This window comes from Pseudomonas sp. p50(2008) (assembly GCF_015351605.1).
In the GTDB taxonomy this organism is placed as follows: Bacteria; Pseudomonadota; Gammaproteobacteria; order Pseudomonadales; family Pseudomonadaceae; genus Aquipseudomonas.
In genome coordinates this window covers 596,637-623,381 of the sequence record NZ_JACMYF010000002.1, presented here as the reverse complement: position 1 = coordinate 623,381, position 26,745 = coordinate 596,637, and the positions used below count along the sequence as shown (strand labels likewise).

Sequence of the window (26,745 nt, the reverse complement as noted above, 5' to 3'; positions counted from 1 at the left end):
CGGTCAGAACCCTCCCGAATACGTCAGCGCCAGACCCACCAGTTCCGACATCTCGCCATCCTCTTTCTGCGTACCCGCCGAGAGCCCGAGTTTGACCTGGCCGGTGATGTTGTACGTCAGGCTGAGTTCGTTGAGGTAATCCTGCCGATCCGCGCCGCCCGATGACTCACGATGCTTGTCGGTGCGAGTCGCACCCAGTGCCCAATCACCGAAGTCGAAGGTCAGGGACGTGGTCAGGTAGCGCGTGTCATTGCCTTGAATCGCGTCTTCGTTTTCGACATCGGCGAATTCGATGAAGGGCACGATATCGAAATATCGTCCGTCCAGTGTCGGCTCCAGTTCCGTACTTGGCGCATAGGCCCAGATGTAGCGAGCCGAGGCGATCTTGATTTTCTCATCTGCCGCCTCCCCGAACGGCGGACCGGACTGCACTACGTCATCCCCTTTTTTGTTCTCCATGTACCCCACCTGCATTTCGAGAAAGGGGATGGCCGGGATCGCCAGCCAATTCACCGACACGGCGTAGGAGTCGAGTTTGCCGGTGTTGGACGGACCGCCATCGGAGCGCTCGAGCTTTTCGCCATGGCGGAAATACGGCCGGCCGAGGATCGAGTTGTCGGCGGTGTAGAGGCTGACGTTGGGCTCGATCATGCCCAGTTGCTGATCGAAAAACCGATACGCCACCGTGCCACCGAGCATGCCGTCCAGGTCGTAGGTGCTGACGAAATCCTCGGTGTAGAGCCCCGGCGCCTGATCCTGCGCACGACCGAAGGGCACGTGGTATTTGCCGACCATAAAGGCTGAATTGGCGTTGTTCTGGTAATAGTTGAGGTCGTTGATCACCAGCCCCACGTCTTCAAAAAACCGCTTTTGCCCAGGCTCGGGCCCTTGCACAGGATTGATCTCGGTCGACAGCTGAATCTGCTGATCGTGGGTAAAACGGAAATAGAAGGTGCTGTTGATATCCGGGTACGCATCGGTGCTGTTGCGGTTACCGCCTTGAGGGGTGTCGCCATGCACATGGTCGTACTGAAACGTCGCGTCGTAATCCATGCCCACGTTGGGGTATTGCCCGTCATCGGCCAACACCAGGTCAACGCCCCATACTGATCCCAACAGCAACACAGCCAAGCGATAGTGACTCATGGCGCTCCCCCCTTATTTGACGAGCGGGATCGACGGGCTGGACGTTTTCGGGTCCTGTCCGGTGTTGCGCAGGAAGGCGCACAACTGATTGTTTTCGCCGTACAGGCCGCCCAAGGGTTCGAGCTTGACCGCTTGCTCGTAGTCTTCGGGTTTGACCACCTGGATCGCCTGCATCATGCCGCCGTCCTCGTGTTCGAGGATGTGGCAGTGATAGACGAATTTGCCCAGGATCACCGGATCGCGAAACGGAATGCGCACGGTGATCGAGCCGGTGGCGGGGATAAACACATTGTCCCGGTAGCCACTGAACTCCACGGGTTTGCCGTTGATTTCGGTGACCTGAAAATCCACCTGGTGAATGTGGAACTGGTGCAATTCCTGAGACGGGTTCAACAGGCGCCACTCTTCCACATCACCGAGCTTGACCGTGGTGTTGACCTTGTCCAGTTCGAAGCGGGTGCCATTGATCAGGAACGCATTGGGGTCGGTGTCGGAATCCTGGAAGACAAACTGGCGCGTCTTGTTCACCGCCTGTTTGCTGAAGTCTTCGGCCGGTGGATAAGGGCTGGTGATCTGCCGGGTCGCAACCCGTTCACCACTGGAGCGCAGGATCGCCAGTTTGGTCGCCGGATAACTGTCCCCCGCCGGCCCGGTATCGGCCTCTCCCAACTCGACATCGTAGGAGCCCGCCGGTGGGCCCACCACCAACACGCTGAACCGCGCCGACGGGCCAATCAGCACCTGGTCATCATCGACCCGGCGCGTGACGGTGTTGCCGTCCCGAGACAGGATCTGCATCTTCTGGCCGTTGATGCGAATCCGGAAATACTGGTTGGCGGCAATGTTGATGAAATGCCAGAGCTGGGTTTCGCCGGGTTTGATATCGATGGTGGGCACTTCCTGGCCGTTGACCGTGCGAATCGACGGGGCGCTGGTGATGATTTCGCTCGCCACTTTGCCGGTCAGGGTTTTCTGGAAGTTACGCAGGACCAGCACTTGTTCCTTGATGCCCTTGAGCTCAGGGAATGGATCGAGCATGCCGTCGACCAGGATCGGCCCGGCAATCCCGGCAGACACCTGGCGCTGGGAGCCACCGTGGAAATGACTGTGATACCAGTAGGCGCCGGGGCTGTGCTCCGGGGGCAGCTTGACGTTGTATTCGCCCACCTGATGCGGCTGGGTCATGCGGAAAATGTTATCGCCCTCGTCCAGCGGCGACACCTGCATGCCGTGGAAATGCAGGTTGGTGATCTCGTCCATGCGGTTATCCAGGCGGATCGCCATGGTTCCACCCGGTCGCGTGCGGATCAGCGGCGAATCGTAATCGCCGTTGAACACCAACGAGACGTAACGCTCGTTACCCACATTGACCTGCTGCTCGGCCGCCGTCAGCGTGGCATGCGTGACGCCGCTGGCGTCGTAGGAAAACTCGGGATTCTTGCGCAATGGCTGGGATGCGGGCTCGGTGGCCTGTTGAGTTGTGCAGCCGTTCAGTGCCAGGGCTACCAGGCATGCGTAAAGCGTAAATCGGCAAACGCTTAAGGCTCTGGCCATGATGGTGACCTTCGGTGGCGTCGTTGGAATGACATCTCTAATTCAATCCGCCTGCGCGTTGCCGAAGGTGACAAGTCGTCACCACGAAAGGCTCAAGGCACGTCTTCCGGGGCTCTACGTCATTTTTCGTGCAACTTTTGCAGTGTAGAACAGGCCCAGACCGGCGCAAGCCATCGGATCCAACGCCCTGCATGCAGGCGATAATCGGTCTTGTTTCGATCACTTTTATCTTTAAACCGGTGTTTTGGGGGCGGGTAAACATCAGGGGAGCGGGGCTGGAACGTGATTCGTGAAGGGCCTGTGCCAGTGGCACAGGCCGGGCATCACTGATTATTTTTCGTGCTTTTGCCCATTATCCTGCTGATCCGAATTCTGCTTCGGCGGCCCGCTCTCGCTGCGAATTTGCGCATGGCTTAACAGTGCAAAGATGAAGCTGCCACCGATGATGTTGCCTGCCAGCGTCGGACCGGCGAACACCATCCAGAAATCTCCCCACGACAACTCACCCGCAAACACCAGATACGACACTTCGGCGGAACCGACGACGATGTGAGTGAAGTCTCCCAACGCCATCAAATAAGTGATGAGGATGATGATCCACATCTTGGCGCTTTCCATGGACGGGATCATCCAGACCATGGTGGCGATCATCCAGCCGGAGACGATGCCTTTGGCGAACATCTTACTGGCGTCGTTCTCCATGACCTTGCGGCCGATGTCGAGGAACGCCATGTCGGTCTTGGTATCGAAAATCGGCAGATGCAGCATCACGTAGGCGACCAGCAAGGTGCCGCACAGGTTGCCCACCAGCACCACGCTCCACAGCCGGATCAGCCGACCGAAATTGTTCAGCGTGGGCTTGGTCATGACCGGCAGCACGGCCGTGAGGGTGTTTTCGGTAAAGAGTTGCTGGCGGGCGAGGATCACCGCGAGGAAACCGGCGCAGTACCCGAAACTGGCGATCACCTTGAAGGCTTCGCCGTCCGGCAGGCGGGAGTTGAGCAGCCCCATGGCCATCAGCGACAGGCCCATGGTCAAACCGGCCGCCAGGGCCGACCACCAGAGCGCGGCGACGCTACGCTCGAGCTCCTGATCACCCTGGGTGCGGATGATTTCGTGCAGCACCGCCGCGCGCGGGGGCTGGTTTTTGTCGACGTCGTGCTTCTCTTGCGCCGAGAGGTTCGGGGTCTTGCCGTCTTGTTGAGTGTCCATAGAGCTCCGAAACCGGTGGCGTGTGATGTACGTACGACATGCGCGGCTCGGATTCCGTTCTGTAGGCGCCGGTAAACGCTGCTTCTTTTGGCCTTTATTTTTTTAAACAAGATCAAAAGCTCGCAGCCTCCGGCAGCTCCTACAGGGCTCGCATTACTCGCTTAAGCCTTCATCCTTGAACTGGTCTTTGACGTACAGGATCTCGGTGCGACCGTGGGGCGCGGGCAAGCCGTCTTCGCCAAGGTTCACGAACACCATCTTCTCGACCGTCAGAATGCTTTTGCGGGTGATCTTGTTGCGCACTTCGCAGGTCAGGGTGATCGAGGTACGACCGAATTCGGTGGCGGTGATGCCCAGTTCGATGATGTCGCCCTGGCGCGAGGCGCTGACGAAGTTGATTTCGGAAATGTACTTGGTGACCACGCGCTGGTTGCCCAGCTGGACGATGGCGTAGATCGCCGCTTCTTCGTCGATCCAGCGCAACAGGCTGCCGCCGAACAGCGTGCCGTTGGGGTTGAGGTCTTCTGGTTTTACCCATTTGCGGGTGTGGAAATTCATATTCACTCCTGACCGTCTTGCCGATTGATGCCGCACATCATGGCAGAGCCCGGGCTAGAGCTCTATTAAGCTTCGACTATGGTCGCGATTACCGTTCAGGCATTGACCTGCAGAAAGACTTTGGAAGATCAGCTTAGCCCGCTATAATCGCCACCGTTTCAAAACGGTCATCATCGATTGGTACCGTTTTCCCGCCACCTGTCCGAGGGGCGCTGCAGCAGGTTCGACCTGTCAGGCTCGGATGGGGCGTTGCCCGGTCATCATCGACCGGACACTAAACGCACAACGGCGCCCATTCGCATACATTACGAATGGAGGCTCATCATGAGCGCTGTCATCACGCCTGCAGATTTTAACGATTACAAAGTCGCCGACATGTCCCTGGCTGCCTGGGGTCGTCGCGAAACCATCATCGCCGAATCCGAAATGCCTGCCCTGATGGGTCTGCGCCGCAAGTACGCCGGTGAGCAGCCGCTCAAAGGCGCGAAGATCCTCGGCTGCATCCACATGACCATTCAGACTGCCGTGCTGATCGAAACCCTGGTTGCCCTGGGTGCCGAAGTGCGCTGGTCGTCCTGCAACATTTTCTCGACTCAGGATCAGGCCGCTGCCGCTATCGCCGCTGCCGGCATCGCTGTCTACGCCTGGAAAGGCGAGACCGAAGAAGAGTACGAGTGGTGCCTGGAGCAAACCATCCTTAAAGATGGCGCGCCTTGGGATGCCAACATGATCCTCGACGACGGCGGCGACCTGACCGAGCTGCTGCACAAGAAATACCCGGCGATCCTGGACCGCGTCCACGGCGTTACCGAAGAAACCACCACTGGCGTTCACCGCCTGCTGGACATGCTGGCCAAGGGCGAGCTGAAAATCCCGGCCATCAACGTCAACGACTCGGTGACCAAGAGCAAGAACGACAACAAGTACGGCTGCCGTCACAGCCTGAACGACGCGATCAAGCGCGGCACCGACCACCTGCTGTCCGGCAAGCAAGCGCTGGTCATCGGTTACGGTGACGTGGGCAAGGGCTCGGCCCAGTCCCTGCGTCAGGAAGGCATGATCGTTAAAGTGTCCGAAGTCGATCCGATCTGCGCCATGCAAGCCTGCATGGACGGTTTCGAACTGGTTTCGCCGTTCATCGACGGTATCAACAACGGTACTGAAGAAAGCATCGACAAAGCACTGCTGGGCAAGATCGACCTGATCGTGACCACCACCGGCAACGTCAATGTTTGCGACTCGAACATGCTCAAAGCCCTGAAGAAGCGCGCCGTTGTCTGCAACATCGGTCACTTCGACAACGAAATCGACACGGCTTTCATGCGCAAGAACTGGGCATGGGAAGAAGTGAAGCCACAGGTACACAAGATCCACCGTACCGGTCCTGGCGCATTCGACGCTCAGAACGACGACTACCTGATCCTGCTGGCCGAAGGCCGTCTGGTTAACCTGGGCAACGCCACCGGTCACCCAAGCCGCATCATGGACGGTTCGTTCGCCAACCAGGTTCTGGCGCAGATCTTCCTGTTCGGCCAGAAATACGCCGACCTGTCGCCAGCCCAGAAAGCCGAGCGCCTGACGGTTGAAGTACTGCCGAAGAAACTCGACGAAGAAGTGGCCCTGGAAATGGTCCGCGGCTTTGGCGGCGTCGTGACTCAACTGACCAAGACCCAGGCCGACTACATCGGCGTGACCGTCGAAGGTCCGTTCAAGCCGCACGCTTACCGTTACTGATCGGTCCTGCTGCCTGCTCCCCCTGTGGGAGCGGGCTTTTGTGGTGAAGGTTTAGCGAAACGTCGCACCGCCCCGTTCGGCTGCGAAGCAGTCGCAAAGCTATGGGGTCGCTGCGCGACCCAACAGGGATAAATCCCCTCACCACAAAAGCCCGCTTCCACAGGTACCGTGCAAGCCTTCCAGGCTCATGAGTTTCCAAGGATACGACCATGTCCCAAGACCGTCGCTACAGCTTCGAGTTCTTCCCTACGAAGACCGACGCTGGGCATGAAAAGCTGCTCGCCACTGCCCGTCAGTTGGCCACGTACAACCCCGATTTCTTCTCCTGCACCTATGGCGCTGGCGGTTCGACCCGTGATCGCACCATCAACACCGTGTTGCAGCTGGAAAGCGAAGTCAAAGTCCCTGCCGCACCGCATCTGTCTTGCGTAGGCGACAGCAAGGATGATCTGCGCAGCCTGCTGACTCAGTACAAGGCTGCCGGCATCACGCGTATCGTCGCCCTGCGCGGTGATTTGCCATCAGGCATGGGCATGGCCAGCGGTGAACTGCGCCACGCCAATGACCTGGTGGAATTCATTCGTGAAGAAACCGGCGATCATTTCCATATCGAAGTCGCCGCTTACCCGGAAATGCACCCGCAAGCGCGCAACTTCGAAGACGATCTCGCCAACTTCGTTCGCAAAGCAAATGCCGGCGCCGACAGCGCGATCACCCAGTACTTCTTCAACGCCGACAGCTACTTCTATTTCGTCGAGCGTGTACGGGCACTGGGCGTGAATATTCCGATCGTGCCGGGCATCATGCCGATCACCAACTACAGCAAGCTCGCGCGCTTCTCCGATGCCTGCGGTGCGGAAATTCCGCGCTGGATCCGCAAGCAGCTGGAAGCCTACGGCGATGACACCAAGAGCATTCAAGGTTTCGGTGAGCAAGTGATCACCGAAATGTGCGAACGCCTGCTGCAAGGTGGCGCGCCAGGGTTGCACTTCTACACCTTGAACCAGGCTGAACCGAGCCTGGCGGTGTGGAACAACCTGAAGTTGCCGCGTTAATACACAGCAAAGCAAGATCAAAAGATCGCAGCCTTCGGCAGCTCCTGCACGGTTTGTTTAACTCTGCAGGACCTGTCAAAGGCTGTGATTTTTTGCTTTTAACGCCCTGTTTTTGTGCGCCAATACACGGAGTTAGAGCTTCTGCGGCCAGTTTCTGGCTCTTTCCGGTTTCTCGTCGTAATCTCAAGCCATGCCTTTGATCTCACAGTTGCTGACAGTGATTTTATTCACGTGCCTGAGCTTTACCGCTCGGGCCGAGAAACTGCGCATTGTCACTGAACCCTGGGCGCCTTACGTGTACGAGGAGAACGGCAAAAAGCTGGGGCTGGACTACGAAACCACCGCCATTGTCTTCAAGCGCCTGGGCATTGAAGTGGAGTGGCAGTTCCTGCCATGGAAGCGCTGCCTGTCGATGCTCGAGCAGGGTCAGGCCGACGGAGCGCTGGATATTTTCCACAGCGTCGAGCGCGATGCGACCCTGCTCTACCCCAGCGAACCCCTCTCGCAAGTGCAATTCGTGATGTTCTACGCCAACGCCCGCCCTCACCCGTTCAGTACCCTGGATGGTTTACGCGGACTAAGCGTCGGGACCTCGCCGGGCTATCTCTACAGCACGGATTTCAGCGAGTCGACGTTGTTCACACGGGAGCCCGCGCCGAGCCACGAAGCCAACTTCGGCAAACTGGTACGAGGACGAATCGACCTGCTGATCACCGATCGCCGAGTCGGTCAGCACCTGATCGACGAGTTGAACCTCCGGGACGAGATCACCGAAAACCCGCTGATCATCAGCGAGCAAAGCCAGTATCTGGCGGTACGACGCAACGCTGGGATGGACTTACTGGTGCAACGCTTCGGCGCCGAGCTCAAACGCTTCAAGCGGGAGCCCGCCTACGCGGAACTGAGTGCCAGATACGGTGCCGGACCTGCCGCCAATGCCAACGCCGCCAGCGTCACCCGTGCCAGCGGAAAAACCGTTGAGCAGCAGGAAAGCAGCGCGCAGTGATTGCTCTGTTATACTCCGGCCTTCCCGCCAGGCTCACGCCCGGACGCTCGGACTTGTTCAAGGCATCTCGACCCCGCTACAGCGCAGCTTTTCAGCCCGCGCGAGCGCTCCAGACGAGCTTTCAAGGCCCAGCAGGACCGGACGGGGTTGCGTTCTTCTTAAACGCGATTCGCGCCAGGCAAGACTCCCATTGGGCCAAGCCCTAACTAAAACAGGATTACTCATGTCCTTTGCTTCCCTCGGTCTCTCCGAGGCTTTAGTCCGCGCCATCGAGGCAGCGGGCTATACCGAGCCTACTCCGGTGCAACAGCGGGCTATTCCCGCCGTGTTGCAAGGTCGCGACCTGATGGTTGCGGCTCAGACAGGTACTGGTAAAACCGGTGGCTTCGCCCTTCCGATCCTGGAGCGGTTGTTCCCTAATGGTCATCCGGACAAGTCCCAGCGTCATGGCCCGCGCCAACCGCGCGTACTGGTCCTGACCCCTACCCGTGAACTCGCCGCTCAAGTACACGAAAGCTTCAAGATCTATGCCCGTGACCTGAAGTTCGTCAGCGCCTGCATCTTCGGTGGCGTCGGCATGAACCCACAGGTTCAGGCCATGTCCCGCGGTGTAGACGTGCTCGTCGCCTGCCCGGGCCGCCTGCTCGACCTCGCCGGCCAAGGCAGCGTCGATTTGTCCCACGTGGAAATCCTCGTGCTGGACGAAGCGGACCGCATGCTCGACATGGGCTTCGTCCATGACGTGAAGAAGGTCCTGGCTCGTCTGCCGAGCAAACGTCAGAACCTGCTGTTCTCGGCGACGTTCTCCAAGGACATCACCGACCTTGCCGGCAAGCTGCTGCATAACCCGGAACGCATCGAAGTCACGCCGCCGAACACCACGGTCGAGCGTATCGAGCAGCGCGTGTTCCGTTTGCCTGCTAACCACAAGCGTTCGTTGCTGGCTCACCTGATCACCGCTGGCGCCTGGGAACAGGTCCTGGTGTTCACCCGCACCAAGCACGGCGCCAACCGTCTGGCCGAGTACCTGGACAAGCACGGTCTTTCCGCCGTCGCGATCCACGGCAACAAGAGCCAGAATGCCCGTACCAAAGCACTCGCCGATTTCAAGGCCGGTGAAGTGCGCATCCTGGTTGCCACCGACATCGCCGCTCGCGGCCTCGACATCGACCAGTTGCCACACGTGGTCAACTTCGAGCTGCCGAACGTCGACGAAGATTACGTTCACCGCATCGGCCGTACTGGCCGTGCCGGTCGTTCGGGCGAGGCGATCTCTCTGGTTGCCCCGGACGAAGAAAAACTGCTGAAAAGCATCGAGCGCATGACCAAGCAGAAAATCGCCGACGGCGACCTGATGGGCTTTGATTCCAGCGCTGTGGAAGCTGAAAAACCTGAAGTTCGCGAGCGACCGGATGTGCGTAACCCGCGCAACCCACGTGGCCCGCGCGGCGACGGTCCAAACGGCGGTGGCGGTGGTGGCGGTCGCAAGGACAAAGGCAAGGACAAGGGCGGCAAGGAAAAACCTGCCGCCACTGGCCGCGGCGATCGTCCGGCACGTGAACACAAACCACGTGAAGGCACCCCGGCTCGCGAGCAACAACGCCCGGCTCCACGCGCGGCCTCTGCTGATCGCGCACCGGACGAGTTCCTGGACGACGACATCGATAACTTCGGTAATCGTGTCGACTACGTTCCACAGGCCAAGCCAGCCCAGGGTCGCGGCCGTCGTCCAGGTGCTCCGGCACAGGGCACGACAGCAGGCGCAGGTGCTCCGCGCACCGGTGGCAAGCCGCAAGGTCGCCAAAGCGGTCCGCGCAGCAGCGATGGCGCCACCACCGGCACCCCGCCAGCCAAGCGCAGCGGCCCACGCAGCGGTGCTCCACGTGACGGTCAGGCCCGTCGCGAAGAAGGCCGCAACCGTCGTCCCGCTCGTGACGACCAACCGCGCTCTGAACCAGCGGTGCAGAACCCGCGCGGTCCAGCGCCGAAGATCATTCACAAGGAGTCGAAAACCGATCGTTTCCCGACACCTGAACAGCTTGATCAATTGCCAGGCCGTCCTCGCGGCGAGAAACCAGCGTTGCTGACCCGCAACCGCTGATTTGACGCTGCAATAAAAAATGCCCCGGATCGTGAGATCCGGGGCATTTTTTTGATGCTGGGAAAAGCTTTTGTAGGAGCTGGCGAAGCCTGCGATCTCTTGATCTTAAAAGATCGCAGCCTGCGGCAGCTCCTACAGTCTCAGCATTACTTCGCTTTCACGCCTTCAAACGAGATGTACAGCTCGACTGCATCGGACGCTGCGCCGAGGTCTTTCTGCTTGCCGAAGTCCGAACGCTTGATGCTGGTGGTGCCTTCGAAGCCGGCACGGTAGCCGCCCCATGGATCCTTGCCTTCACCCAGGAAAGTGGCCTTGACCACGATCGGCTTGGTGACGCCAAGAAGGGTCAGGTCGCCGGTCACGTCGGCAGTGTCTTTGCCAGCGGCGTTTTTGCCGGTGGATTTGACGCTGGTAGAAACAAACTTGGCTTTAGACCCGTCCAGGAAGTCTTTGCTGGCGATGTGCTTGTCGCGCTCGGCATGGTTGGTGAATACGCTGGCGGTATTCACATTGAATTCGATCTTGCTGTCTTCAGGCTTGGCAGCATCGAAGCTGAACTTGCCATCGATATCCTTGAAGGTACCGGTGATGTAGCTGTAACCCAGGTGGCTGATCTTGAAGTCAACGAAGGCGTGCTGGCCTTCTTTGTCGACAGTGTAGTCAGCCGCCATCACGTTAGCGGACAGCAGAGCAGAACCAATTGCCAGAGCGGCGAGAGTCTTTTTCAACATGCTTTCTATTCCTTTGGAGTCGAGGTTGAACTTCAAGCTTTGCGGCCCAGCATTCGCGTCAGGGTCGCATCACGGTCGATAAAGTGGTGTTTCAATGCTGCCAACGCATGGAGGCCGGAAAAAATTACCAGCGCCCATGCCAGGTAGAAGTGAATGACACCGGCGGTATCCGCCTGGTCCGGTAGCCCGGAAATCAGTGCAGGCACTTCGAACAAGCCAAACACCGGAATACCGACACCGTCTGCGGTGGAAATCAGGTAACCGGCAATCATCACAGCGAACAAGGCAAGGTAGAGGAACGAATGCCCGAGCTTGGCGCCAAGGCGCGTCGTTCGGCTATAGCTTTCCAATGTCGGTGGCGGCGGGCTGATAAAACGCCACACCACCCGCACCAGCATCACGGCAAACAACACCAGGCCAATGCTTTTGTGCAGGTCCGGCGCGTCTTTGCGCCAGGTGCTGTAGTAGTCGAGACCGACCATCCACAAGCCCAACGCGAACAATCCAAAGACTGCCAGCGCCACACCCCAGTGCATGAAGACGCTGACCCAACCGTAGCGCGAGGAAGAATTACGTAGTTGCATTGCCCAAATCCCGTGAGAACTGCGACCAAGACTATCGAGTTATCTATCGAATTAAAGCGGAAAATTTCGCTTTGAAATATCGAGAAATACGATGAAGAGTCTGAAATAGCTTAGTTAAGGAAAGATTAAAGGCCAAAGTGTGGCGGGATGTTTGGTGGCGAGCAGGGAAATGTATGTCGACAGCAGGGCCGGATACCAATGGCAAACGTCCCCTGTAGGAGTGAGCCTGCTCGCGATAGCCATCTATCAGGCAAAAAAAAGCGCGGCCCTTAAGCCGCGCTTTTTTTCACTCCAAAACCTTACTGCGCTTTGGTATCTGTCGCTGCCGGAGTCGTCGCAGCGGGTTTGGCTGCTGGCTTCTTCGCCGGTTCAGCCTTCTTCACCGGAGCCTTTTTAGCCTCGGTTTTTGCCACCGGCTTCTTCACCGGTGCCTTCGCAGGCGCCTTTTTAACAGGCTCGGCTTTTACCGGTGCCGCAGGCTTCGGTGCTTCGACCGGCGCAGGTGCCGGGGTCGGCGCAGGCGTTGGAGCCACTGGAGCGACCGGCGCTGGAGCCTTGGCCGGCTCCGGCTTCTTGTCATCATCCGAGCCGCCAAACAGGTTGGTGAAGAAGTTACCCTTCTTCGCTGCCACTGCACCTGCCGCTACAGCGGCCGCTGCCGGGACAACCTTCGCCGGTTCAAACGATTTGCCAGCGGCCAGGTCTTCAACCTGACTCGCCGCGCGCTGACCGGTGCGCAATGCGCCTTCCAGCGTGCCCGGGTACAAGGTGTCGGTGTGTTCGCCAGCGAACGCTACGCGCTGCAACGGACGCTCCCACAGGCGCCAGTACTTGCTGATCTGCCCTGGGCCGAAGGCCAGGTAAGCACCGCCCATCGACGGGTCGGTGCTGTAGCGGCGGATTTCATAACCGGTGAACGAACCACGGGCCTGTGGATAAAACGCGTGCAGACGGATCAGCACCTGATCGACCATCTGCTTGTCGCCGAAAGCCTGCATCACGCGGGCGTTATCGCCGGACAGGTTGATCACCACATTGGCGCCACCCTTCAGCGCTGGCTCAATCCACAGCATGCCCAGACCGGTATTGCTGTAGATCTCGCCGGACATGCGCGCCTTGGGTTCCCACACCGGCGTCTTGAATTTCAGCATGATCTGGTCGCGCCAGCCGTAGTTGGTGCCCTTGATCGCGCCCATGTGCTGGGCATCCAGCGACGGGATCATCGAAATCTTGGCCAGTGCGCGCAAGGGCACCGCCACGATCACGTAGTCTGCCTGATAGCCAACGCTGCCGACCTTGACGGTCACGCCGTCCTTGTCCTGGGTAATGGACGAGACCGGGGAACTGGTCTTGATCGTTTTCAGCTGTTTGACGAACGCCTGAGCCAGCACCGGGCTACCGCCGAGCAGGCGCGACGCACGCAGGTCACGGTCAGACACCCCCAGGTAAACGCGGCTCTGCTGTGCGAAGTACAGCAGCGATAGACGCGAAGGTTCGTCATAACGGGTGCGAATTTGCTGGTTGATCAGCTGACGGGCCGTGGCAGGCAGCGTCAGACGGTCGAGCCAGTTGGATACGTTGATCTGATCCAGCGCGTGCAGCGTGTTGTTCGCAGCAGGGTTCTGTGGATCTTCGATCGAGCGCGCCAGATCATCCACGGTTTTTTCGTAGCGCTTGAGCGCTTGGGCAGTGGTCGGATCCTTGGTTGCCAGATCAGCGGCGGAGTAATACACGCCGTCGATCAGATAGCTCGGCGTACGCACGAATTCCGGCGCTGGCGTGGTGCTCAGCTTGAAGTTCGACACGTACTTGTTCAACACCGGCTGGGTCTTGTCGTTACCGATCCACTCGCTGGTGGCCATGCCGGAACGCCCGCCCAGGCTCGGTTTGGCTTCCAGAAGGGTCACTTGCCAACCCTTGTTTTGCAGTTCGTAAGCAGCCGTCAGGCCCGACAGGCCCCCGCCGATCACGATCGCCGTTTTATCCTTGGCCAGCGCAGACACGCTGAACAGCCCCAACATCACCAGCGCACAGGCGCGCAGCCAACCAGCAGACATTCAGAGAACTCCGGAAATACACAAGGAAACAGTTTTTTCGAGTCAGACGACTCAAGGAACGGCGAAGAATACGTCAGCCATCAAATGGCCGCCAGCGACGTCTATCGCCCCATACAAAGTAGCTCAATTGACACAATGGGTTGTTCCGATGCCGCGCATTGCATAGGCTTGCGCGATTGTATTTCCGCGCATGTCGCAGGAAGCCTCGAGGAGACTGAACATGGGCCTGAATAATCAGTGGATGCAGCGCGATCTCGCCGTGTTGTGGCATCCCTGCACCCAGATGAAAGACCACGAACAACTGCCGCTGATCCCGATCAAGCGCGGTGAAGGCGTGTGGCTTGAAGACTTCGAAGGTAAACGCTACCTCGACGCCGTCAGTTCCTGGTGGGTCAATGTGTTCGGCCATGCCAACCCACGGATCAATCAACGCATCAAGGATCAGGTCGATCAGCTGGAGCACGTGATCCTCGCCGGTTTCAGCCACCAGCCAGTGATCGAGTTGTCCGAGCGCCTGGTGAAGATGACGCCGGAAGGCCTGACCCGATGCTTCTACGCCGATAACGGTTCGTCCTGCATCGAAGTTGCGCTGAAGATGAGCTTTCACTACTGGCTCAATCGCGGCCAGCCGAACAAAAAGCGCTTCGTCACCCTGACCAACAGTTACCACGGCGAAACCATGGCGGCGATGTCGGTGGGCGACGTGCCGCTGTTCACGGAAACCTACAAGGCGTTGTTGCTCGACACCATCAAGGTGCCAAGCCCCGATTGCTACATGCGCCCGGAAGGCATGAGCTGGGAAGAGCATTCGCGCAACATGTTCGCCGCCATGGAACAGACCCTCGCGGACAACCACGATACCGTCGCTGCCGTGATCGTCGAGCCGTTGATCCAGGGTGCTGGCGGCATGCGCATGTACCACCCGGTGTACCTCAAGCTGCTGCGGGAAGCCTGCGATCGTTATGGCGTGCACCTGATCCACGACGAAATCGCCGTCGGCTTTGGCCGCACCGGCACCATGTTCGCGTGTGAACAGGCCGGCATCCGTCCGGATTTCCTGTGCCTGTCCAAAGCCCTGACCGGCGGCTACCTGCCACTGGCCGCGTGCGTGACCACCGAAGACGTCTATAGCGCGTTCTACGACGACTACCCGACCCTGCGCGCGTTCCTGCACTCCCACAGCTACACCGGCAATCCCCTGGCGTGCGCCGCGGCATTGGCGACGCTGGATATTTTCGAAGAAGACAACGTCATCGAAAACAACAAGGCGCTGGCGCAGCGCATGGCCTCCTCCACCGCGCACCTGGTCGATCACCCGAATGTTTCGGAAGTGCGCCAGACCGGCATGGTGCTGGCCATCGAGATGGTCAAGGACAAGGCCACCAAGGAAGCCTATCCATGGCAGGAACGTCGCGGCTTGAAGGTGTTCCAGCATGCACTGGAGCGTGGCGCCCTGTTGCGTCCGTTGGGCAGCGTGGTGTATTTCCTGCCGCCGTATGTCATTACGCCAGAGCAGATCGACTTCCTGGCTGAAGTGGCCAGTGAAGGCATCGATATCGCAACGCGTGACAGCGTCAGCGTGTCGGTGCCGAAAGACTTTCATCCGGGTTTCCGTGATCCGGGCTAAAGCTTGACGCAGTTCCCCTGTTGTTAGGGGTTTATCTGTGGCGAGGGGATTTAGCGAAACGTCGCACCGCCCCGTTGGACTGCGCAGCAGTCCCATTTTTGGGGCCGCTTCGCAGCCCAACGGGGCGGTGCGACGTTTCGCTAAATCCCCTCACCACAAAGAGTCAGCAGCACAAAAGCGACTACGATCCATTTTTAGAGAACCCGCATGAGACTGTCCCGCTTCTTTATCGACGCCCCCCTGAGCATCGGCGAGCACGAATTGCCCGAGGCCCAGGCGCACTACATCAGCCGTGTGCTGCGCATGACCGAAGGCGATGCGTTGCAGCTGTTCGACGGCTCGGGCGATGAGTTTCGCGCTCGGCTGGTCGACGTCGGCAAGAAGCGCGTCGTGGTGCAGATCGATGAAAGCTTTCCTGGTCAGGTCGAGTCGCCGCTGCAGATCCATCTCGGCCAGGGTCTGTCCCGTGGCGAGCGGATGGACTGGGCGATTCAGAAAGCCACCGAACTGGGCGTGACCGAAATCACCCCGATCTTCAGCGACCGCTGTGAAGTCCGATTAAAAGATGAACGCGCCGACAAACGCCTGATGCACTGGCGCCAGGTAGCGATCAGCGCGTGCGAGCAATGTGGGCGTTCGCGTGTGCCGGTGATTCATCCCCCGCTACTGCTGGCCGATTGGTTGAAGCAGACGCAAGCCGAGCTGAAACTGGTGCTGCACCCGGTGGCCGAGCCGCTGGTCAGTCATGCGAAACCGGCTACCCTCGCGTTTCTGATCGGGCCCGAGGGTGGGTTGTCGGATGCTGAGGTTGATCAGGCCAAAGATGCAGGCTTCCATGCTGCGCGTCTTGGTCCGCGGGTGTTGCGCACGGAGACCGCGCCGGTGGTGGCGCTGGCGGTGGCGCAGCAGCTGTGGGGCGACTTCTAAGGCCTTATCGCGAGCAGGCTCGCTCCTACAAGTGCACCGCCGTACCTGTAGGAGTGAGCCTGCTCGCGATCAGCCGCGACACGGTCTACAAGACATAAAAGAATATCGCCACAAAATGCAGCAAACTCCCGGCGATCACGAACAGATGCCAGATCCCGTGGGCATGGCGCAGGCGATGATCGAGGGCAAAAAAGACAATGCCCACGGTGTACAGAATCCCCCCCGCTGCTAACCAGGCAAACCCGACGCCACCCAGCGCCGCCATCAGCGGCTTGACCGCCACCAGCACAATCCAGCCCATCACCGCGTAAATCACGATCGACAGAATGCGCGCTTCGGATCGCGGCTTGATCTCTTGCAGGATGCCGATCAGCGCCAGCCCCCAGACAATCCCGAACAACGTCCAGCCCCATGGCCCGCGCAGGGTCACCAGGCAGAACGGCGTGTAGCTGCCGGCAATCAACAGATAGATCGAAAAGTGATCGACCTTCTGCATGATCGCTTTCTTGCGCCCGCGCACGCTGTGGTAAACCGTCGAGGCGCTGTACAGCACCAGCAACGTAAACCCGTAGATCGCCACACTGACAATCTTCCACGGACTGCCGTCCAGGCTGGCAATGACCAGCATCCACACCACACCGACAAACGCCGCAACCGCCCCGACCAGATGCGTCCAGGCGTTCAATTTTTCCCCGTGATACATGTATTGCACACCTCTGAATTCGTCACAGCATTGAGCAAGGCTCAGGCCTTGAGGCTAAAAGCGCAATGTTTCAAAAAACAAATCCCTCGTATGCGTGCACAATCGAGCCATTCGAATAAGAGTCCACATCATGCTGATCGACGAAGAGTTGACCCTGAAAAAACTCGAGGTGTTCCTGGCCTTCATGCGTACCGGCAACCTGGCGAGAGCCGCTGCCGAACTGCAGACCAGTAACGTCAGCGTGCACCGCGCCATCCATTCCCTTGAAAGCGCCCTGCGTTGCCCGTTGTTCAAGCACGAAGGCCGCAATCTCACGCCACTTGAGAGCGCTTATGTGCTGGAAGAGCGGGCGCAGAAACTCATTCAGGACGTCGTGGAAAGCGTGCGCCTCACCCGCGAGGCCGCCGGTTTCTCTGCCGAGCGTTTCAAGCTGGGCTCACTGTATTCGCTGACGGTGAAGACCGTGCCCCAGCTGATCATGGGCCTGAAAATTCGCCGCAGCGAACTCAACATCGATCTGATTCTGGGCTCCAATTTCGACTTGCTGTACAAGCTCAAGAACATGGAAGTCGACGCGATTCTGGTGTCCCTGGACGACAGCATCAACGATCCGGACTGCGAGCACATTCCGCTGTTTTCCGACGATATCTTCCTGGCCACGCCGGCCGATTCGAAGTTTGCCAACAGGGCTGAAGTCGACCTCGCCGAGGTGCGGGATGAAACCTTCATCACCCTGACCCAAGGCTTCGCCACCCATCAGGACGGCAAGCGGGTTTTCGAGCAGGCGGGGTTCGAGCCGAAGGTGGCGATGCAGGTCAACGACATCTTTACCCTGCTGAGCATGGTCAGCTCCGGGGTGGGTTATGCGTTGCTGCCAGGGCGAATTGCGGCGGTGTACGAGAACCGGGTGAAGCTGATTCCACTGCAGGAAAAGTACCGGCTGCAGCAGCACATTGGCGTGGTGTTCCTGAAGGCCAAGGAGCGCGATCCGAATTTGCTGGCGTTGCTGGCGGAGTGTCGGATGTATGCCAATCGGCAAGCCTGAAACCGTGTCGCCTGCATCGCGGGCAAGCCACGCTCCCACAGAGTACGCATATCCCTGTGGGAGCGTGGCTTGCCCGCGATGGCGTCAGCACATTCAACGATGAGCCGATGACCTACCCCATCAACCCGCGCATGATCAGAAACAGTACCGAAGGCCCGAGCAAACACCCCAGCGCGGTATAGAACGCCGCCGTCAGGCAGCCATAGGGCACCAGTTTCGGATCAGTCGCCGCCAACCCACCGGCCACCCCGCTGGACGTGCCCATCAGGCCACCGAAGATCACCGCGCTGCGCGGATTGTTCAGGCCAATCATCGGCGCCACGAACGGCGTCATGACCATCACTAGAATCGCCTTGATCAAACCGGCCGCAATCGACAGCGCCATCACCTCGGAACTCGCGCCGATAGCCGCACCGGTCACCGGGCCGACGATATAGGTCACCGCGCCAGCACCGATAGTGGTCAGGCTCACAGCATCGGTGTAACCGAACGCCATGGCCACCCCGACACCGGCAATGAACGAGGTAGCGACCCCGACAAACAGCGCCAGCACTCCAACAAACCCGGCACGCTTGAGCTCATCGACACTCACGCCAAATGCCGTGGCGACAATGGCGAAGTCACGCAACATCGCGCCACCGAGCAGACCGATCCCGGACAACAACGGAATGTCCACCACACCTTTTTGTCCGCCGGTCAACGCACCGCCTACATACGACAGCAACAGGCCAAGAAGAATGGCGATGGCTGAGCCGTGCAGGCGTCCCTTGGTGAACGTATTGGAAATCCAGTAGGACACCCACATAGTCACGCCAACAATCAAAAAGCCACTGATCATGCCGTAACCGGTAATCACCTTCATCAACGATTCGTACATGGTGATCACCCTACTGTCTTCGGAGGAGTGACCGTAGCCGGCTCTTTATTGCCGATACGCACCAGCACCGGCACCATCGCAAAGGCAATGAACACCGCCACCGTCCCTGCGAGAATCGCCATCGGGCCACCCTTTAGTGCGCCGTACACGTTCTGCTGCGCCGCCATGGCCACGACAATCGGGATGTAGATTGCGCTCCAGAACTCCACGCCCTGTTCGGTCTTGCCTTTGAACCATCCGCTTTTGTTGAGGTAGCTGCCCAGGCCGATCAACAGCAGCATCGCAATCCCGACACCCCCCACATTGGCCGGAATGCCGATTAGCTTGCCGAGCAGTTCACCGATGAAAATTCCCACCAGGGTACAAAAGGCGAGAAACGCCACACCGTAGATAATCATTGTTGTAGTCCTCAAAGTGCATCGTCGAATATTGTTTTTGTTGTTCGAAGCCTGAGTCGCAGATCTAGTGTTGGCGGCTTCCCTCCTCACGCAAAAGCGCTTGCAGGGTATCGAGCCGCGCGCCATCGAAAGCGATGACGGTGCCTTGCTCGAATACCCGGCGCGCCAGTCCCGTCAGCACCGCGCCAGGCGGCAGTTCGATCTGCAGACGAACCCCACGTTCGTAGGCGCTTTGCACGGTGCCGCGCCAATCGACGACGCGGCACATGTTGAACGCCAGGTCGTCGCGCAAGGCATCGGTGTTGATGATTGGCCGGGCGCGACTACCGCTCAGGTAGCCCAACACCGGCGTTTTCATCGGCACCTTGGCGAACGCTTGCGCCAGGGTTTTGGCCGGGCCTTCCAGCAACGGGCAGTGCGACGGAACGCTGACCGCGAGGCGTTTGGCCAGGCCCGCACCGTGACGCTTCGCCAGCGCCGCAACCGCTTGCATCGCATCATCGCTGCCGGCAATGACCACCTGGTTATCGGCGTTGATGTTGGCCAGGTAGACCGGTGCGTCGACACCGTGAACCTGCGCCAGCAAACCTTCTACCGTGGCCAGATCAAGGCCGATGATCGCAGTCATCCCGTAGCCCCGTGGATAAGCCTGCTGCATCAGCTCACCGCGCAGGCTGACCAGATGCAGCGCATCACTGAAGCTCAAGGCACCGGCCACCACGGCGGCTGGATAAGCACCGATGGATAAGCCGGCCACGTAATCCGCCGTCACTGCTAACTGGCGCGACGCAGCCACGCCGGCGATCAGCAGGCACAGCTGCACAGACCTCGTCGACTTCAAAGCGTCGGCGTCATCCAGCAGCAAAACATCTTCACCCAGCGCTTCACTCGCCTCGCGAACCGTCTCGTGGGGTAAACGATGGAGCATGCCCGGCTGCTGCGCGCCTTGTCCCGGGAACACCAGCAAACTGCTCACGCTGCCTGCTCCTGTGGGTTCCAGGGATCGTCGACCAGGCAGGCACCGATAGCACTTTTGAGCAGGACTTTTCGCGTAGAACCGGCCCACTCGCGCAATGCGACGGCGCCGAAAGGCGTCTGCAACTGCATGTCCACCGGGCATAACGCAGCATCCAGCAGGTTCACCAGTTCCCGGGCTTGCGACCGACACACTGGTTGCGGCGTACGCAGGATCAAGTCGAGGTCACTCTGCGGGTGCAATGCCTCAATACCGCTGGCCAGCTCGAACCCGGCACTGCCACTGACACCCCAGACCCAACCGCAGTCGTCAAGCATCGGTCGCAGTTGATCGAGGGCGCGTACTGCCGGCAGATCCCGTTCGATCAAGACGTGACACAGCGCTTCCGGCTTGACGCGTCGCTGAATCCCGTCGACCCGCATGACCGTTGCGAAGCGCTGTTCACGCAAGCGCCCACGCACCCCGACTGCAATGTCGCCCGCCGCGCACAACGCCCGTCGAACCACCACTGGCTGCCCTGCGTCGATCGAATCGATCACCCACGCAGGCGCGTCCGCCGGCAACTGCTCCGGGGGCATTCCCCAGATCAGGTCATGGGCCAGTATCGCGTTCACCACTGTGCTCTCAACAGTTGGCGAACCTGGCTCGAGGCGGCACGATTGCTCGCGCCCAAACGGCTGCTCAGGTCGCGACCGCTGACAGCGACATCAGCAATCGCCTGGCTCAGGCATTCAGTCACGCGGCTCAGATCAGCAGCGGTGGGTTGTTCGATGCGCTCCACCGACAAGGTTTCCCAGAGCAATCCAAGGCTGGCATAGCTGTCGATGTCATAGGCCATCGGCGGCACACTGGCGGCCAGGGCTTCAAGTTCTTCGACGCTGCGCAACGTCACGCGCGCGGCCGATGCCTTGCCCATGGCATGCACCATCACCCCCGGATCCCGCAGCGCGATCAGCCGGTTGGCCTGGTAACCATGGGCCAGAAACGCACCCGACATCGCCTTGCCCACCAACAACCCGATCACCGCGTGACCAGCCAATCGAGCGCGGGCGTAACTGTCTGCCGCACCCGCCAACGCCTGGTGAATGCCGAGCGCTTCTTCGCGTCGGCCGTAGGCCTGACTGGGCACATCGACAATAGCGATCACCGCGCGTTTGTGCGGTGTGTCCTGATCGGCCGCGATGACTTCATCCACAGCCTTGGCCAGCCCCCACCCTTCCAGCAGGCCGACTTCGCCATTGCGGGCGCGCACAAAACGGTTGTCGGGATCGGCCACAACGGCAATGAACCGAACGGTTTGATCACCCATTACGCCATCGGCGACCTTTAGCGAGGGCGGCAAACCTTCAACCAATTTTGCGCCGGCACTCAAGGCCTCGAACCAGTTCAAGCCTCGCACTGAATAGGAACTCATGAGCGCTCTCCTTGATACAGATCGCGAACCGTCGCCGGCTCGATTTGCGGTACGGCGTCCAGACGGGCCAGGCGTTGCAGAAACCGTTCGGCCTGATGGCTGCGCGGTTGTGCCGGCAACCCTTGCTTGAGCAATTGACTGACGTGTTGCTGGATCTGCTCGACGTCGTCGGCGACGTAACGGTCTACCAGACCGCTGGCGAAACGTTGCTCGCCGCCGGTCAGGCTCCAGATGAAAGGACGATCACGTGAGTCGTATTCCTCAAGTCCCGCTTCCTGTTCGATCACTTGCGGACCGTTCAAGCCAAGCCGTGCTTCGCGCGTCACCACCAGATAGCTGCAGAGCCCGGCGGCAATCGACATCCCGCCAAAGCATCCGACGCTGCCCGCCACGACGCCGACGACAGGCTGGTACTGCTGAAGATCGACAATGGCCGCGTGAATATCGGCAATCGCGGCCAGACCGAGGTTGGCTTCCTGTAACCGCACGCCCCCGGTTTCCAGCAGCAATACAGCACGGGTCGGCGTGCCCTTGCGGTTGTCTTCGGCCGCCAGTTCCAGTGCGCCGGCAATCTTGGCCCCGCCGACTTCCCCCAGGCTGCCGCCCTGGAATGCGCCTTCGATAGCGGCGATGACCACGGGTAATCCGCCGAGGCTGCCCTTGGCGATAACCACACCGTCATCGGCTTGTGGCACCACGCCCTGGCGCGATAACCACGGCGACATGACGCGTTGGAAGGGGTCGAGCAGTTCGCGAAAAGTGCCGGCATCGAGCAAGGCTTTCGCCCGTTGTCGCGCGCCGAGTTCGACGAAGCTGTGTTTGTGGGCAAGCGCTGCGTTGTCAGTCATGGCCGATCTCCTCAAAGCCTTGCTCCAGACGAAGGCGCACCACGCCCGGGGTCGCGCCGAAATCGTGGATATCGATGTCCATCGCCGGGGGTGTCTGGCCTTCGAACATGCGCGCAAACAGATGCTGCCAGCGCTGCTCGCTACCGTTGACCGAGGTCTGAACCTGGATCTTCAACTTGCCCGCCTGACCGGGCTCGATCAGCACTTCCAGATCGCCCGAGCCGACACAGCCCACCAGCGTGCGGCCACGGGGTGGCTGACCGGCGGGGAATTCAAAAGATAAGGTTTCCATCAGGACGCTCCCTGGATAATGCCGGCGCCGGACTCGATGCGGTCGAGGAACAGGCAGGCGGCGAGCAGATCTGCGGCACCGCCGGGCGAGGCATTCAATGCGATAAGTTGTTGGTCGAGTTCATGCAGATGACGGCGACCGGCGAGGCTGGCGCTGCCACCTTTGTCGAGCACCGCTTGGGCGCCAGCCTGCATGGCGTGCAAACCCTGCTCACCGGCGCGGTACAGCACGCAGGTATCGGACAGTTGAGTCATGATCGCCAGCAACGCATCGAGGCGGGCATTCTGCTCGCCGTCTCCAGCGGCACGACTGCGTTTGAGTTGTGGCAACGCGCGGTGAATCACGGCCGGGAAACCCAGCTGCGCTTCTTCACGGGCACCGCGTGCGCCGTATCGTTGGGCGACCTGGGCGCCATGACTCCGGGGGCGCGGCGCGTAACGGTCATCAAGCAGGGCTAATCGCGCCGCTCGCAGGGCCACGCTATGCGGGGCATTGGCTTGAGGCGCCAAAGCGGCGGCTGTGACCAAAAGACCCAAGGCCCAAATAGCGCCACGATGGGTATTCACACCGGCCGTGGTGGTGAGCATGGCGTGCTCCCCTTCCCGGCCGATACGCCCGACGGCTTCGCGCAGTTGCACATTCACTTCGCCGAGCTCGATGGCCGCTTCAGCCATTTCCTTGAACGCCGGCCACAACGACAGCGCCGAGGCGTGCATCAGTCCGAGGTGCAAATCGGTGTGAGCGCCATTGCCGCGACGGTCGACCAGCGCCGGTTTCGGCGACAGATCCGCTTCATCGATCAGTGCGTCCACCGCAAGGTCCGCCAGCCGTTCGGCCAGGGTTAAAGGTTTGGGTTGCAGATTGAATGCGTGCATTACCAACTCCTGAACTTGGCGGGCGGGTTGTAGAGGCCACCGGACCATTCCACCAGGTCTGCCACGCTTTTCGCCGCCAGCAATTGGCGAGTGGCGTCAGTGCGGCGGATACCGAGATCCTCGGGCAAGGCGATCAAGCCTTCACGGCGCATGCGGGCGGTGTCTTTGGGGTTGTGGCGCAGCCCGATGGTGGTGACTCCGGCGACGGCGGCGATCATCGCCTGACGCTCTTCGAGCGAGCGCGCCTTGTACAAATAAGCGATGCCTTCTTCGGTCAGCAGGTGCGTGACGTCGTCACCGTAGATCATGATCGGCGCCAACGGCATGCCACTTTTGCGCGCGACTTCCACAGCGTCCAGGGTTTCGACAAAGGTCGGTTTTCCGCCCTCCTGGAAGGTCTCGACCATTTGCACCACGAGTTTTTTACCGCGCTCGAGCAGCGCTTCAGGCGCGTCGTCGTGGCGCATGTCGAGCCACGCCGGTGTGCCATGGCGACGACCGCGCGGGTCGTGGCCCATGTTCGGTGCGCCACCGAAGCCAGCCAGTCGTCCACGCGTCACGGTGGATGAATGCCCGTCGCCATCCACTTGCAAGGTCGCACCGATGAACAGGTCCACGGCGTATTGCCCGGCCAGTTGGCAGAACATCCGGTTGGAGCGCAGGGAACCGTCGCGCCCGGTGAAGAACACGTCTGGCCGGGCGGCAATGTAGTTTTCCATGCCCAGTTCGGTGCCGAAGCAATGCACGCTTTCGACCCAGCCGCTTTCAATCGCCGGTATCAGTGTGGGATGGGGATTGAGGGTCCAGTTGCGGCAGATCTTGCCCTTCAGGCCAAGGGACTCGCCGTAGGTCGGCAGGATCAATTCGATGGCGGCGGTGTTGAATCCGATGCCGTGGTTGAGCGACTGGACATTGTGTTTTTCGTAGATCCCGCGGATTGCCATCATCGCCATCAGCACATGCACAGGCTTGATGTGCCGCGGGTCGCGGGTGAACAGGGGTTCGATGTAGAAAGGCTTGTCCGCCACCACCACGAAATCCACCCAGGACGCGGGGATGTCGACACGGGGCAGTTCGCTGACATCGTCCACCAGCTGATTGACCTGGACGATCACGATGCCGTCGCTGAACGCGGCCGGCTCGATCAGCGCCGGGGTGTCTTCGGTGCTAGGGCCGGTGTAGATGTTGCCGGCGCGGTCGGCCATGAAGCCGGCCGAGAGCACGACGTTGGGAATCAGGTCCACCACCAGCCGTGCATAGAGTTCGATGTAGGTGTGGATGGCGCCGATTTCCAGCAGTCCGTCTTCCAGCAACTGGCTGATGCGCAGGCTTTGGGTGCCGGCAAACGAAAAGTCGAGCTTGCGGGCAATGCCGCGTTCGAACAGGTCCAGATGCTCGGAACGACCGACGCTGGGCATGATCATGTGCAAGTCATGCAGCTTCGCGGGATCAGCCTTGGCCAGGGAACGGGAAAGGAAATCCGCCTGCTTCTGGTTGTTGCCCTCGAGCACCACACGGTCGCCCGGCAGGATCAACGCTTCAAGCGCGGCAACGATCTTGTCGGTGGGAAGGACCACACCGTCGGCCAGATCCTTGACCAACTCCAGACGCCGCTGCTTCTCGCTGCGCCGCCGCGTCCATCGCGAGTCGGGGGATATTGTTGTTGTCATGACCACTCCACGGGTTCGCTATCGTGGGGGTCACCTTAGGAGCGTTGGAGTGGAGCATCAATCAAGCGCAGTGGCGGATAGTTACGGTCAGAGTAATGATTCGAAAGCCTAGTCGTCAGTGCCACCGCCATCGCGGGCAAGCCCGGCTCCCACAGTAAATGCGTCTACCTCGAAGTTCTCGATCACGCACACCCTCTGTAGGAGCAAGGCTTGCCCGAGATGGGGCCGAAATTGCCAACAGGTGCTTAGAGATCAGAATGGGCCATGGAAGGCGATGACTTATTTCAAAGCTCGCCCATCTGCTGTTGAACGGCTATCAAAAGTCGGCCAGTACTGTCCAGAAGCTGCGCCAACAATGCCTCGTCTTCGTCCAAGTACCCTTCGTACTCAGCCAGGTTGCGTCGTTCATGGCACAACGCAAACAAGCGAACATGCACCTTGCTGACATCGGAGGTGTGCACCAGGCACTGAAAAACCAGATACCGCTTGTCTGAACGATAACCCTGTAATCGTAAATTGGTCAGCGCGATGGCATGAGCAGCGTTGTAAGCCAGGTCGAATCGGCTCGCGAAAGAAAGTGATGCGGTTTTCGCGTCCATCAGCCGGTCAGATGCTGAACGCATCAGACCTTCACATTCCTTGCGATCCGGAGGCTCAAGTTTCAATCCGCCGCTACGTAGCAAATTCTCCAGATTCTCGTTGCTGCCCATCCTTGGCCTCCGCAGGGTTGTTGCCCATTAGATTGATCTTGTCCTGCTGCGCTACACGCACGACGAAATTGTTTTGGGCCTCCTGTTTGGCGATCCAGTCGTCGGTGGTGTAGAGCGTCGGGTTAATGGTGCGGCCCAGCTGCTCTTCCATCGGCATGAGCCGCTCCATCACTTCACTGTAGTGCAGGCCCTCTCCAATCAGCATGAGATCTATGTCACTGGATACGTTTGCCTGTCCCTTGGCAATGGATCCATACACGAACGCCCAGACAATATGGTCAGTGAATGGCTGGAGCGCTTGGCGCAATGGTTCGGCAATACCGAAGGTTTTACGGCAGATGCCCAACAATTCGACAAATATCGGGCAGTCAACGTTGGCCTGGTAATGAGTCTGGTTGCCAATTCGCGTCATGGTGAGTACCCCCGCTCGTTGCAAACGGTCGAGCTCACGCATCAGGCTGCCTTTACCGACTTGTGCCCACCGGGCAATCTCGTTGGCGTAGTAACTACGATCGGGTTTGCCATACAGCAATCCCAATACCTTTTGTTGAGTCGAAGTGAATAAGGCATCGCTGAGCGAAAGATTTTCCAAGGTCATGCCTGATAAGTCCCAAAAAAGGAACTATAGGTCCCTTATTGGGAATC

General features: G+C 59.6%; 26 protein-coding genes and 1 riboswitch. Of the genes, 7 read left to right on the top strand and 19 right to left on the bottom strand.

Features of this window, described 5'->3' with window-relative positions:
- Nucleotides 1–3: 3 nt before the first annotated feature.
- The 4 genes from H7698_RS07930 to H7698_RS07915 form a co-directional block, all read right to left on the bottom strand.
- Entirely contained in the window at nt 4–1,146 is a 1,143-nt protein-coding gene (locus H7698_RS07930; RefSeq protein ID WP_194691052.1) for a hypothetical protein, read from the bottom strand.
- 12 nt (nt 1,147–1,158) lie between these two features.
- The gene (locus H7698_RS07925; protein ID WP_194691051.1) at nt 1,159–2,700 is read right to left on the bottom strand and encodes a multicopper oxidase family protein; all 1,542 of its coding nucleotides are present in this window, start codon (nt 2,698–2,700) and stop codon (nt 1,159–1,161) included.
- Nucleotides 2,701–3,030: 330 nt separating this feature from the next.
- Nucleotides 3,031–3,912, bottom strand: coding sequence for a formate/nitrite transporter family protein (locus H7698_RS07920; RefSeq protein WP_162441073.1), 882 nt, complete (start codon nt 3,910–3,912; stop codon nt 3,031–3,033).
- 153 nt (nt 3,913–4,065) lie between these two features.
- Entirely contained in the window at nt 4,066–4,470 is a 405-nt protein-coding gene (locus tag H7698_RS07915) for an acyl-CoA thioesterase (protein ID WP_162441072.1), read from the bottom strand.
- A gap of 198 nt (nt 4,471–4,668) precedes the next feature.
- Nucleotides 4,669–4,771: riboswitch (S-adenosyl-L-homocysteine riboswitch) on the top strand.
- A gap of 23 nt (nt 4,772–4,794) precedes the next feature.
- Between H7698_RS07915 and ahcY the strand changes: the two genes are divergently transcribed.
- From ahcY to H7698_RS07895, 4 genes are all read left to right on the top strand, one after another.
- The gene (gene ahcY / locus H7698_RS07910; protein WP_162441071.1) at nt 4,795–6,204 is read left to right on the top strand and encodes an adenosylhomocysteinase; all 1,410 of its coding nucleotides are present in this window, start codon (nt 4,795–4,797) and stop codon (nt 6,202–6,204) included.
- Nucleotides 6,205–6,413: 209 nt separating this feature from the next.
- Nucleotides 6,414–7,259: a methylenetetrahydrofolate reductase [NAD(P)H] gene (gene metF, locus H7698_RS07905; protein ID WP_162441070.1), complete on the top strand. Its 846-nt coding sequence runs from the start codon at nt 6,414–6,416 to the stop codon at nt 7,257–7,259.
- Between the two features lie 190 nt (nt 7,260–7,449).
- Complete coding sequence (locus H7698_RS07900; protein ID WP_162441069.1) at nt 7,450–8,265, top strand: substrate-binding periplasmic protein; 816 nt, start codon at nt 7,450–7,452, stop codon at nt 8,263–8,265.
- A gap of 223 nt (nt 8,266–8,488) precedes the next feature.
- Nucleotides 8,489–10,366 carry a DEAD/DEAH box helicase gene (locus H7698_RS07895; protein WP_194691050.1) on the top strand — a complete coding sequence of 626 codons (1,878 nt, stop codon included), beginning with the start codon at nt 8,489–8,491 and terminating at the stop codon, nt 10,364–10,366.
- 146 nt (nt 10,367–10,512) lie between these two features.
- Here the strand turns inward: H7698_RS07895 and H7698_RS07890 are convergent, their stop codons facing one another.
- The 3 genes from H7698_RS07890 to H7698_RS07880 all read right to left on the bottom strand — a co-directional run bounded on the left by H7698_RS07890 (nt 10,513) and on the right by H7698_RS07880 (nt 13,738).
- Nucleotides 10,513–11,097 (bottom strand): YceI family protein, encoded by a 585-nt coding sequence (locus H7698_RS07890; protein ID WP_162440877.1) that lies wholly within the window; start codon nt 11,095–11,097, stop codon nt 10,513–10,515.
- 32 nt (nt 11,098–11,129) lie between these two features.
- The gene (locus H7698_RS07885) at nt 11,130–11,681 is read right to left on the bottom strand and encodes a cytochrome b (RefSeq protein ID WP_194691049.1); all 552 of its coding nucleotides are present in this window, start codon (nt 11,679–11,681) and stop codon (nt 11,130–11,132) included.
- Nucleotides 11,682–11,980: 299 nt separating this feature from the next.
- Nucleotides 11,981–13,738 carry a flavin monoamine oxidase family protein gene (locus H7698_RS07880; protein ID WP_194691048.1) on the bottom strand — a complete coding sequence of 586 codons (1,758 nt, stop codon included), beginning with the start codon at nt 13,736–13,738 and terminating at the stop codon, nt 11,981–11,983.
- Between the two features lie 220 nt (nt 13,739–13,958).
- On the opposite strand from H7698_RS07880, the gene H7698_RS07875 reads away from it, so the two are divergent.
- Together H7698_RS07875 and H7698_RS07870 are read left to right on the top strand one after the other, a co-directional pair.
- Nucleotides 13,959–15,365, top strand: a complete 1,407-nt coding sequence (locus H7698_RS07875) for an adenosylmethionine--8-amino-7-oxononanoate transaminase (RefSeq protein WP_194691047.1) — start codon at nt 13,959–13,961, stop codon at nt 15,363–15,365.
- A 207-nt stretch (nt 15,366–15,572) separates the two neighbouring features.
- On the top strand, nt 15,573–16,292 hold the full coding sequence (locus H7698_RS07870) for a 16S rRNA (uracil(1498)-N(3))-methyltransferase (RefSeq protein ID WP_194691046.1): 720 nt from the start codon (nt 15,573–15,575) through the stop codon (nt 16,290–16,292).
- Between the two features lie 85 nt (nt 16,293–16,377).
- Here H7698_RS07870 and trhA read toward each other — a convergent pair whose 3' ends face one another.
- Nucleotides 16,378–16,995, bottom strand: a complete 618-nt coding sequence (trhA, locus tag H7698_RS07865; protein WP_194691045.1) for a PAQR family membrane homeostasis protein TrhA — start codon at nt 16,993–16,995, stop codon at nt 16,378–16,380.
- Nucleotides 16,996–17,125: 130 nt separating this feature from the next.
- Here trhA and H7698_RS07860 point away from each other — a divergent pair, with 130 nt between their 5' ends.
- Nucleotides 17,126–18,040, top strand: a complete 915-nt coding sequence (locus tag H7698_RS07860; protein ID WP_194691044.1) for a LysR family transcriptional regulator — start codon at nt 17,126–17,128, stop codon at nt 18,038–18,040.
- Nucleotides 18,041–18,152: 112 nt separating this feature from the next.
- On the opposite strand, the gene madM is transcribed toward H7698_RS07860, so the two are convergent.
- The 11 genes from madM to H7698_RS07805 all read right to left on the bottom strand — a co-directional run bounded on the left by madM (nt 18,153) and on the right by H7698_RS07805 (nt 26,692).
- Nucleotides 18,153–18,917, bottom strand: coding sequence for a malonate transporter subunit MadM (gene madM, locus H7698_RS07855; protein ID WP_194691043.1), 765 nt, complete (start codon nt 18,915–18,917; stop codon nt 18,153–18,155).
- Nucleotides 18,918–18,922: 5 nt separating this feature from the next.
- Nucleotides 18,923–19,315 carry a malonate transporter subunit MadL gene (madL, locus tag H7698_RS07850; protein ID WP_194691042.1) on the bottom strand — a complete coding sequence of 131 codons (393 nt, stop codon included), beginning with the start codon at nt 19,313–19,315 and terminating at the stop codon, nt 18,923–18,925.
- A 64-nt stretch (nt 19,316–19,379) separates the two neighbouring features.
- Nucleotides 19,380–20,291: a malonate decarboxylase subunit epsilon gene (mdcH, locus tag H7698_RS07845; RefSeq protein ID WP_194691041.1), complete on the bottom strand. Its 912-nt coding sequence runs from the start codon at nt 20,289–20,291 to the stop codon at nt 19,380–19,382.
- Nucleotides 20,288–20,908 (bottom strand): malonate decarboxylase holo-ACP synthase, encoded by a 621-nt coding sequence (locus H7698_RS07840; protein ID WP_194691040.1) that lies wholly within the window; start codon nt 20,906–20,908, stop codon nt 20,288–20,290. The genes mdcH and H7698_RS07840 overlap by 4 nt, the downstream gene beginning before the upstream one ends.
- Entirely contained in the window at nt 20,902–21,705 is an 804-nt protein-coding gene (mdcE, locus tag H7698_RS07835) for a biotin-independent malonate decarboxylase subunit gamma (protein WP_194691039.1), read from the bottom strand. Before mdcE ends, H7698_RS07840 begins: the two co-directional genes overlap by 7 nt.
- Entirely contained in the window at nt 21,702–22,553 is an 852-nt protein-coding gene (locus tag H7698_RS07830) for a biotin-independent malonate decarboxylase subunit beta (RefSeq protein ID WP_194691038.1), read from the bottom strand. Before H7698_RS07830 ends, mdcE begins: the two co-directional genes overlap by 4 nt.
- A complete protein-coding gene (locus tag H7698_RS07825; protein WP_162440890.1) occupies nt 22,546–22,845 on the bottom strand; it encodes a malonate decarboxylase subunit delta in 300 nt (99 codons plus the stop codon). Before H7698_RS07825 ends, H7698_RS07830 begins: the two co-directional genes overlap by 8 nt.
- A complete protein-coding gene (locus H7698_RS07820; protein WP_194691037.1) occupies nt 22,845–23,720 on the bottom strand; it encodes a triphosphoribosyl-dephospho-CoA synthase in 876 nt (291 codons plus the stop codon). Before H7698_RS07820 ends, H7698_RS07825 begins: the two co-directional genes overlap by 1 nt.
- Nucleotides 23,720–25,390, bottom strand: a complete 1,671-nt coding sequence (gene mdcA / locus H7698_RS07815) for a malonate decarboxylase subunit alpha (RefSeq protein ID WP_194691036.1) — start codon at nt 25,388–25,390, stop codon at nt 23,720–23,722. Before mdcA ends, H7698_RS07820 begins: the two co-directional genes overlap by 1 nt.
- A gap of 284 nt (nt 25,391–25,674) precedes the next feature.
- Complete coding sequence (locus tag H7698_RS07810) at nt 25,675–26,100, bottom strand: hypothetical protein (RefSeq protein ID WP_194691035.1); 426 nt, start codon at nt 26,098–26,100, stop codon at nt 25,675–25,677.
- On the bottom strand, nt 26,063–26,692 hold the full coding sequence (locus H7698_RS07805) for a nucleotidyltransferase domain-containing protein (protein ID WP_194691119.1): 630 nt from the start codon (nt 26,690–26,692) through the stop codon (nt 26,063–26,065). The genes H7698_RS07810 and H7698_RS07805 overlap by 38 nt, the downstream gene beginning before the upstream one ends.
- Nucleotides 26,693–26,745 lie beyond the last annotated feature (53 nt).

What these genes read in the sequence shown, in the direction of transcription:
- metF (WP_162441070.1), top strand. Translation starts at nt 6,414, where the DNA reads ATGTCCCAAGACCGTCGCTACAGCTTCGAGTTCTTCCCTACGAAGACC.
- H7698_RS07925 (WP_194691051.1), bottom strand. Translation starts at nt 2,700, where the DNA reads ATGGCCAGAGCCTTAAGCGTTTGCCGATTTACGCTTTACGCATGCCTG.
- H7698_RS07810 (WP_194691035.1), bottom strand. Translation starts at nt 26,100, where the DNA reads ATGGGCAGCAACGAGAATCTGGAGAATTTGCTACGTAGCGGCGGATTG.
- H7698_RS07915 (WP_162441072.1), bottom strand. Translation starts at nt 4,470, where the DNA reads ATGAATTTCCACACCCGCAAATGGGTAAAACCAGAAGACCTCAACCCC.
- H7698_RS07875 (WP_194691047.1), top strand. Translation starts at nt 13,959, where the DNA reads ATGGGCCTGAATAATCAGTGGATGCAGCGCGATCTCGCCGTGTTGTGG.
- H7698_RS07920 (WP_162441073.1), bottom strand. Translation starts at nt 3,912, where the DNA reads ATGGACACTCAACAAGACGGCAAGACCCCGAACCTCTCGGCGCAAGAG.
- H7698_RS07820 (WP_194691037.1), bottom strand. Translation starts at nt 23,720, where the DNA reads ATGCACGCATTCAATCTGCAACCCAAACCTTTAACCCTGGCCGAACGG.
- mdcA (WP_194691036.1), bottom strand. Translation starts at nt 25,390, where the DNA reads ATGACAACAACAATATCCCCCGACTCGCGATGGACGCGGCGGCGCAGC.
- H7698_RS07890 (WP_162440877.1), bottom strand. Translation starts at nt 11,097, where the DNA reads ATGTTGAAAAAGACTCTCGCCGCTCTGGCAATTGGTTCTGCTCTGCTG.
- mdcE (WP_194691039.1), bottom strand. Translation starts at nt 21,705, where the DNA reads ATGAGTTCCTATTCAGTGCGAGGCTTGAACTGGTTCGAGGCCTTGAGT.
- H7698_RS07880 (WP_194691048.1), bottom strand. Translation starts at nt 13,738, where the DNA reads ATGTCTGCTGGTTGGCTGCGCGCCTGTGCGCTGGTGATGTTGGGGCTG.
- H7698_RS07825 (WP_162440890.1), bottom strand. Translation starts at nt 22,845, where the DNA reads ATGGAAACCTTATCTTTTGAATTCCCCGCCGGTCAGCCACCCCGTGGC.
- H7698_RS07870 (WP_194691046.1), top strand. Translation starts at nt 15,573, where the DNA reads ATGAGACTGTCCCGCTTCTTTATCGACGCCCCCCTGAGCATCGGCGAG.
- H7698_RS07860 (WP_194691044.1), top strand. Translation starts at nt 17,126, where the DNA reads ATGCTGATCGACGAAGAGTTGACCCTGAAAAAACTCGAGGTGTTCCTG.
- ahcY (WP_162441071.1), top strand. Translation starts at nt 4,795, where the DNA reads ATGAGCGCTGTCATCACGCCTGCAGATTTTAACGATTACAAAGTCGCC.
- H7698_RS07900 (WP_162441069.1), top strand. Translation starts at nt 7,450, where the DNA reads ATGCCTTTGATCTCACAGTTGCTGACAGTGATTTTATTCACGTGCCTG.
- H7698_RS07830 (WP_194691038.1), bottom strand. Translation starts at nt 22,553, where the DNA reads ATGACTGACAACGCAGCGCTTGCCCACAAACACAGCTTCGTCGAACTC.
- madL (WP_194691042.1), bottom strand. Translation starts at nt 19,315, where the DNA reads ATGATTATCTACGGTGTGGCGTTTCTCGCCTTTTGTACCCTGGTGGGA.
- trhA (WP_194691045.1), bottom strand. Translation starts at nt 16,995, where the DNA reads ATGTATCACGGGGAAAAATTGAACGCCTGGACGCATCTGGTCGGGGCG.
- H7698_RS07885 (WP_194691049.1), bottom strand. Translation starts at nt 11,681, where the DNA reads ATGCAACTACGTAATTCTTCCTCGCGCTACGGTTGGGTCAGCGTCTTC.
- H7698_RS07895 (WP_194691050.1), top strand. Translation starts at nt 8,489, where the DNA reads ATGTCCTTTGCTTCCCTCGGTCTCTCCGAGGCTTTAGTCCGCGCCATC.
- H7698_RS07930 (WP_194691052.1), bottom strand. Translation starts at nt 1,146, where the DNA reads ATGAGTCACTATCGCTTGGCTGTGTTGCTGTTGGGATCAGTATGGGGC.
- madM (WP_194691043.1), bottom strand. Translation starts at nt 18,917, where the DNA reads ATGTACGAATCGTTGATGAAGGTGATTACCGGTTACGGCATGATCAGT.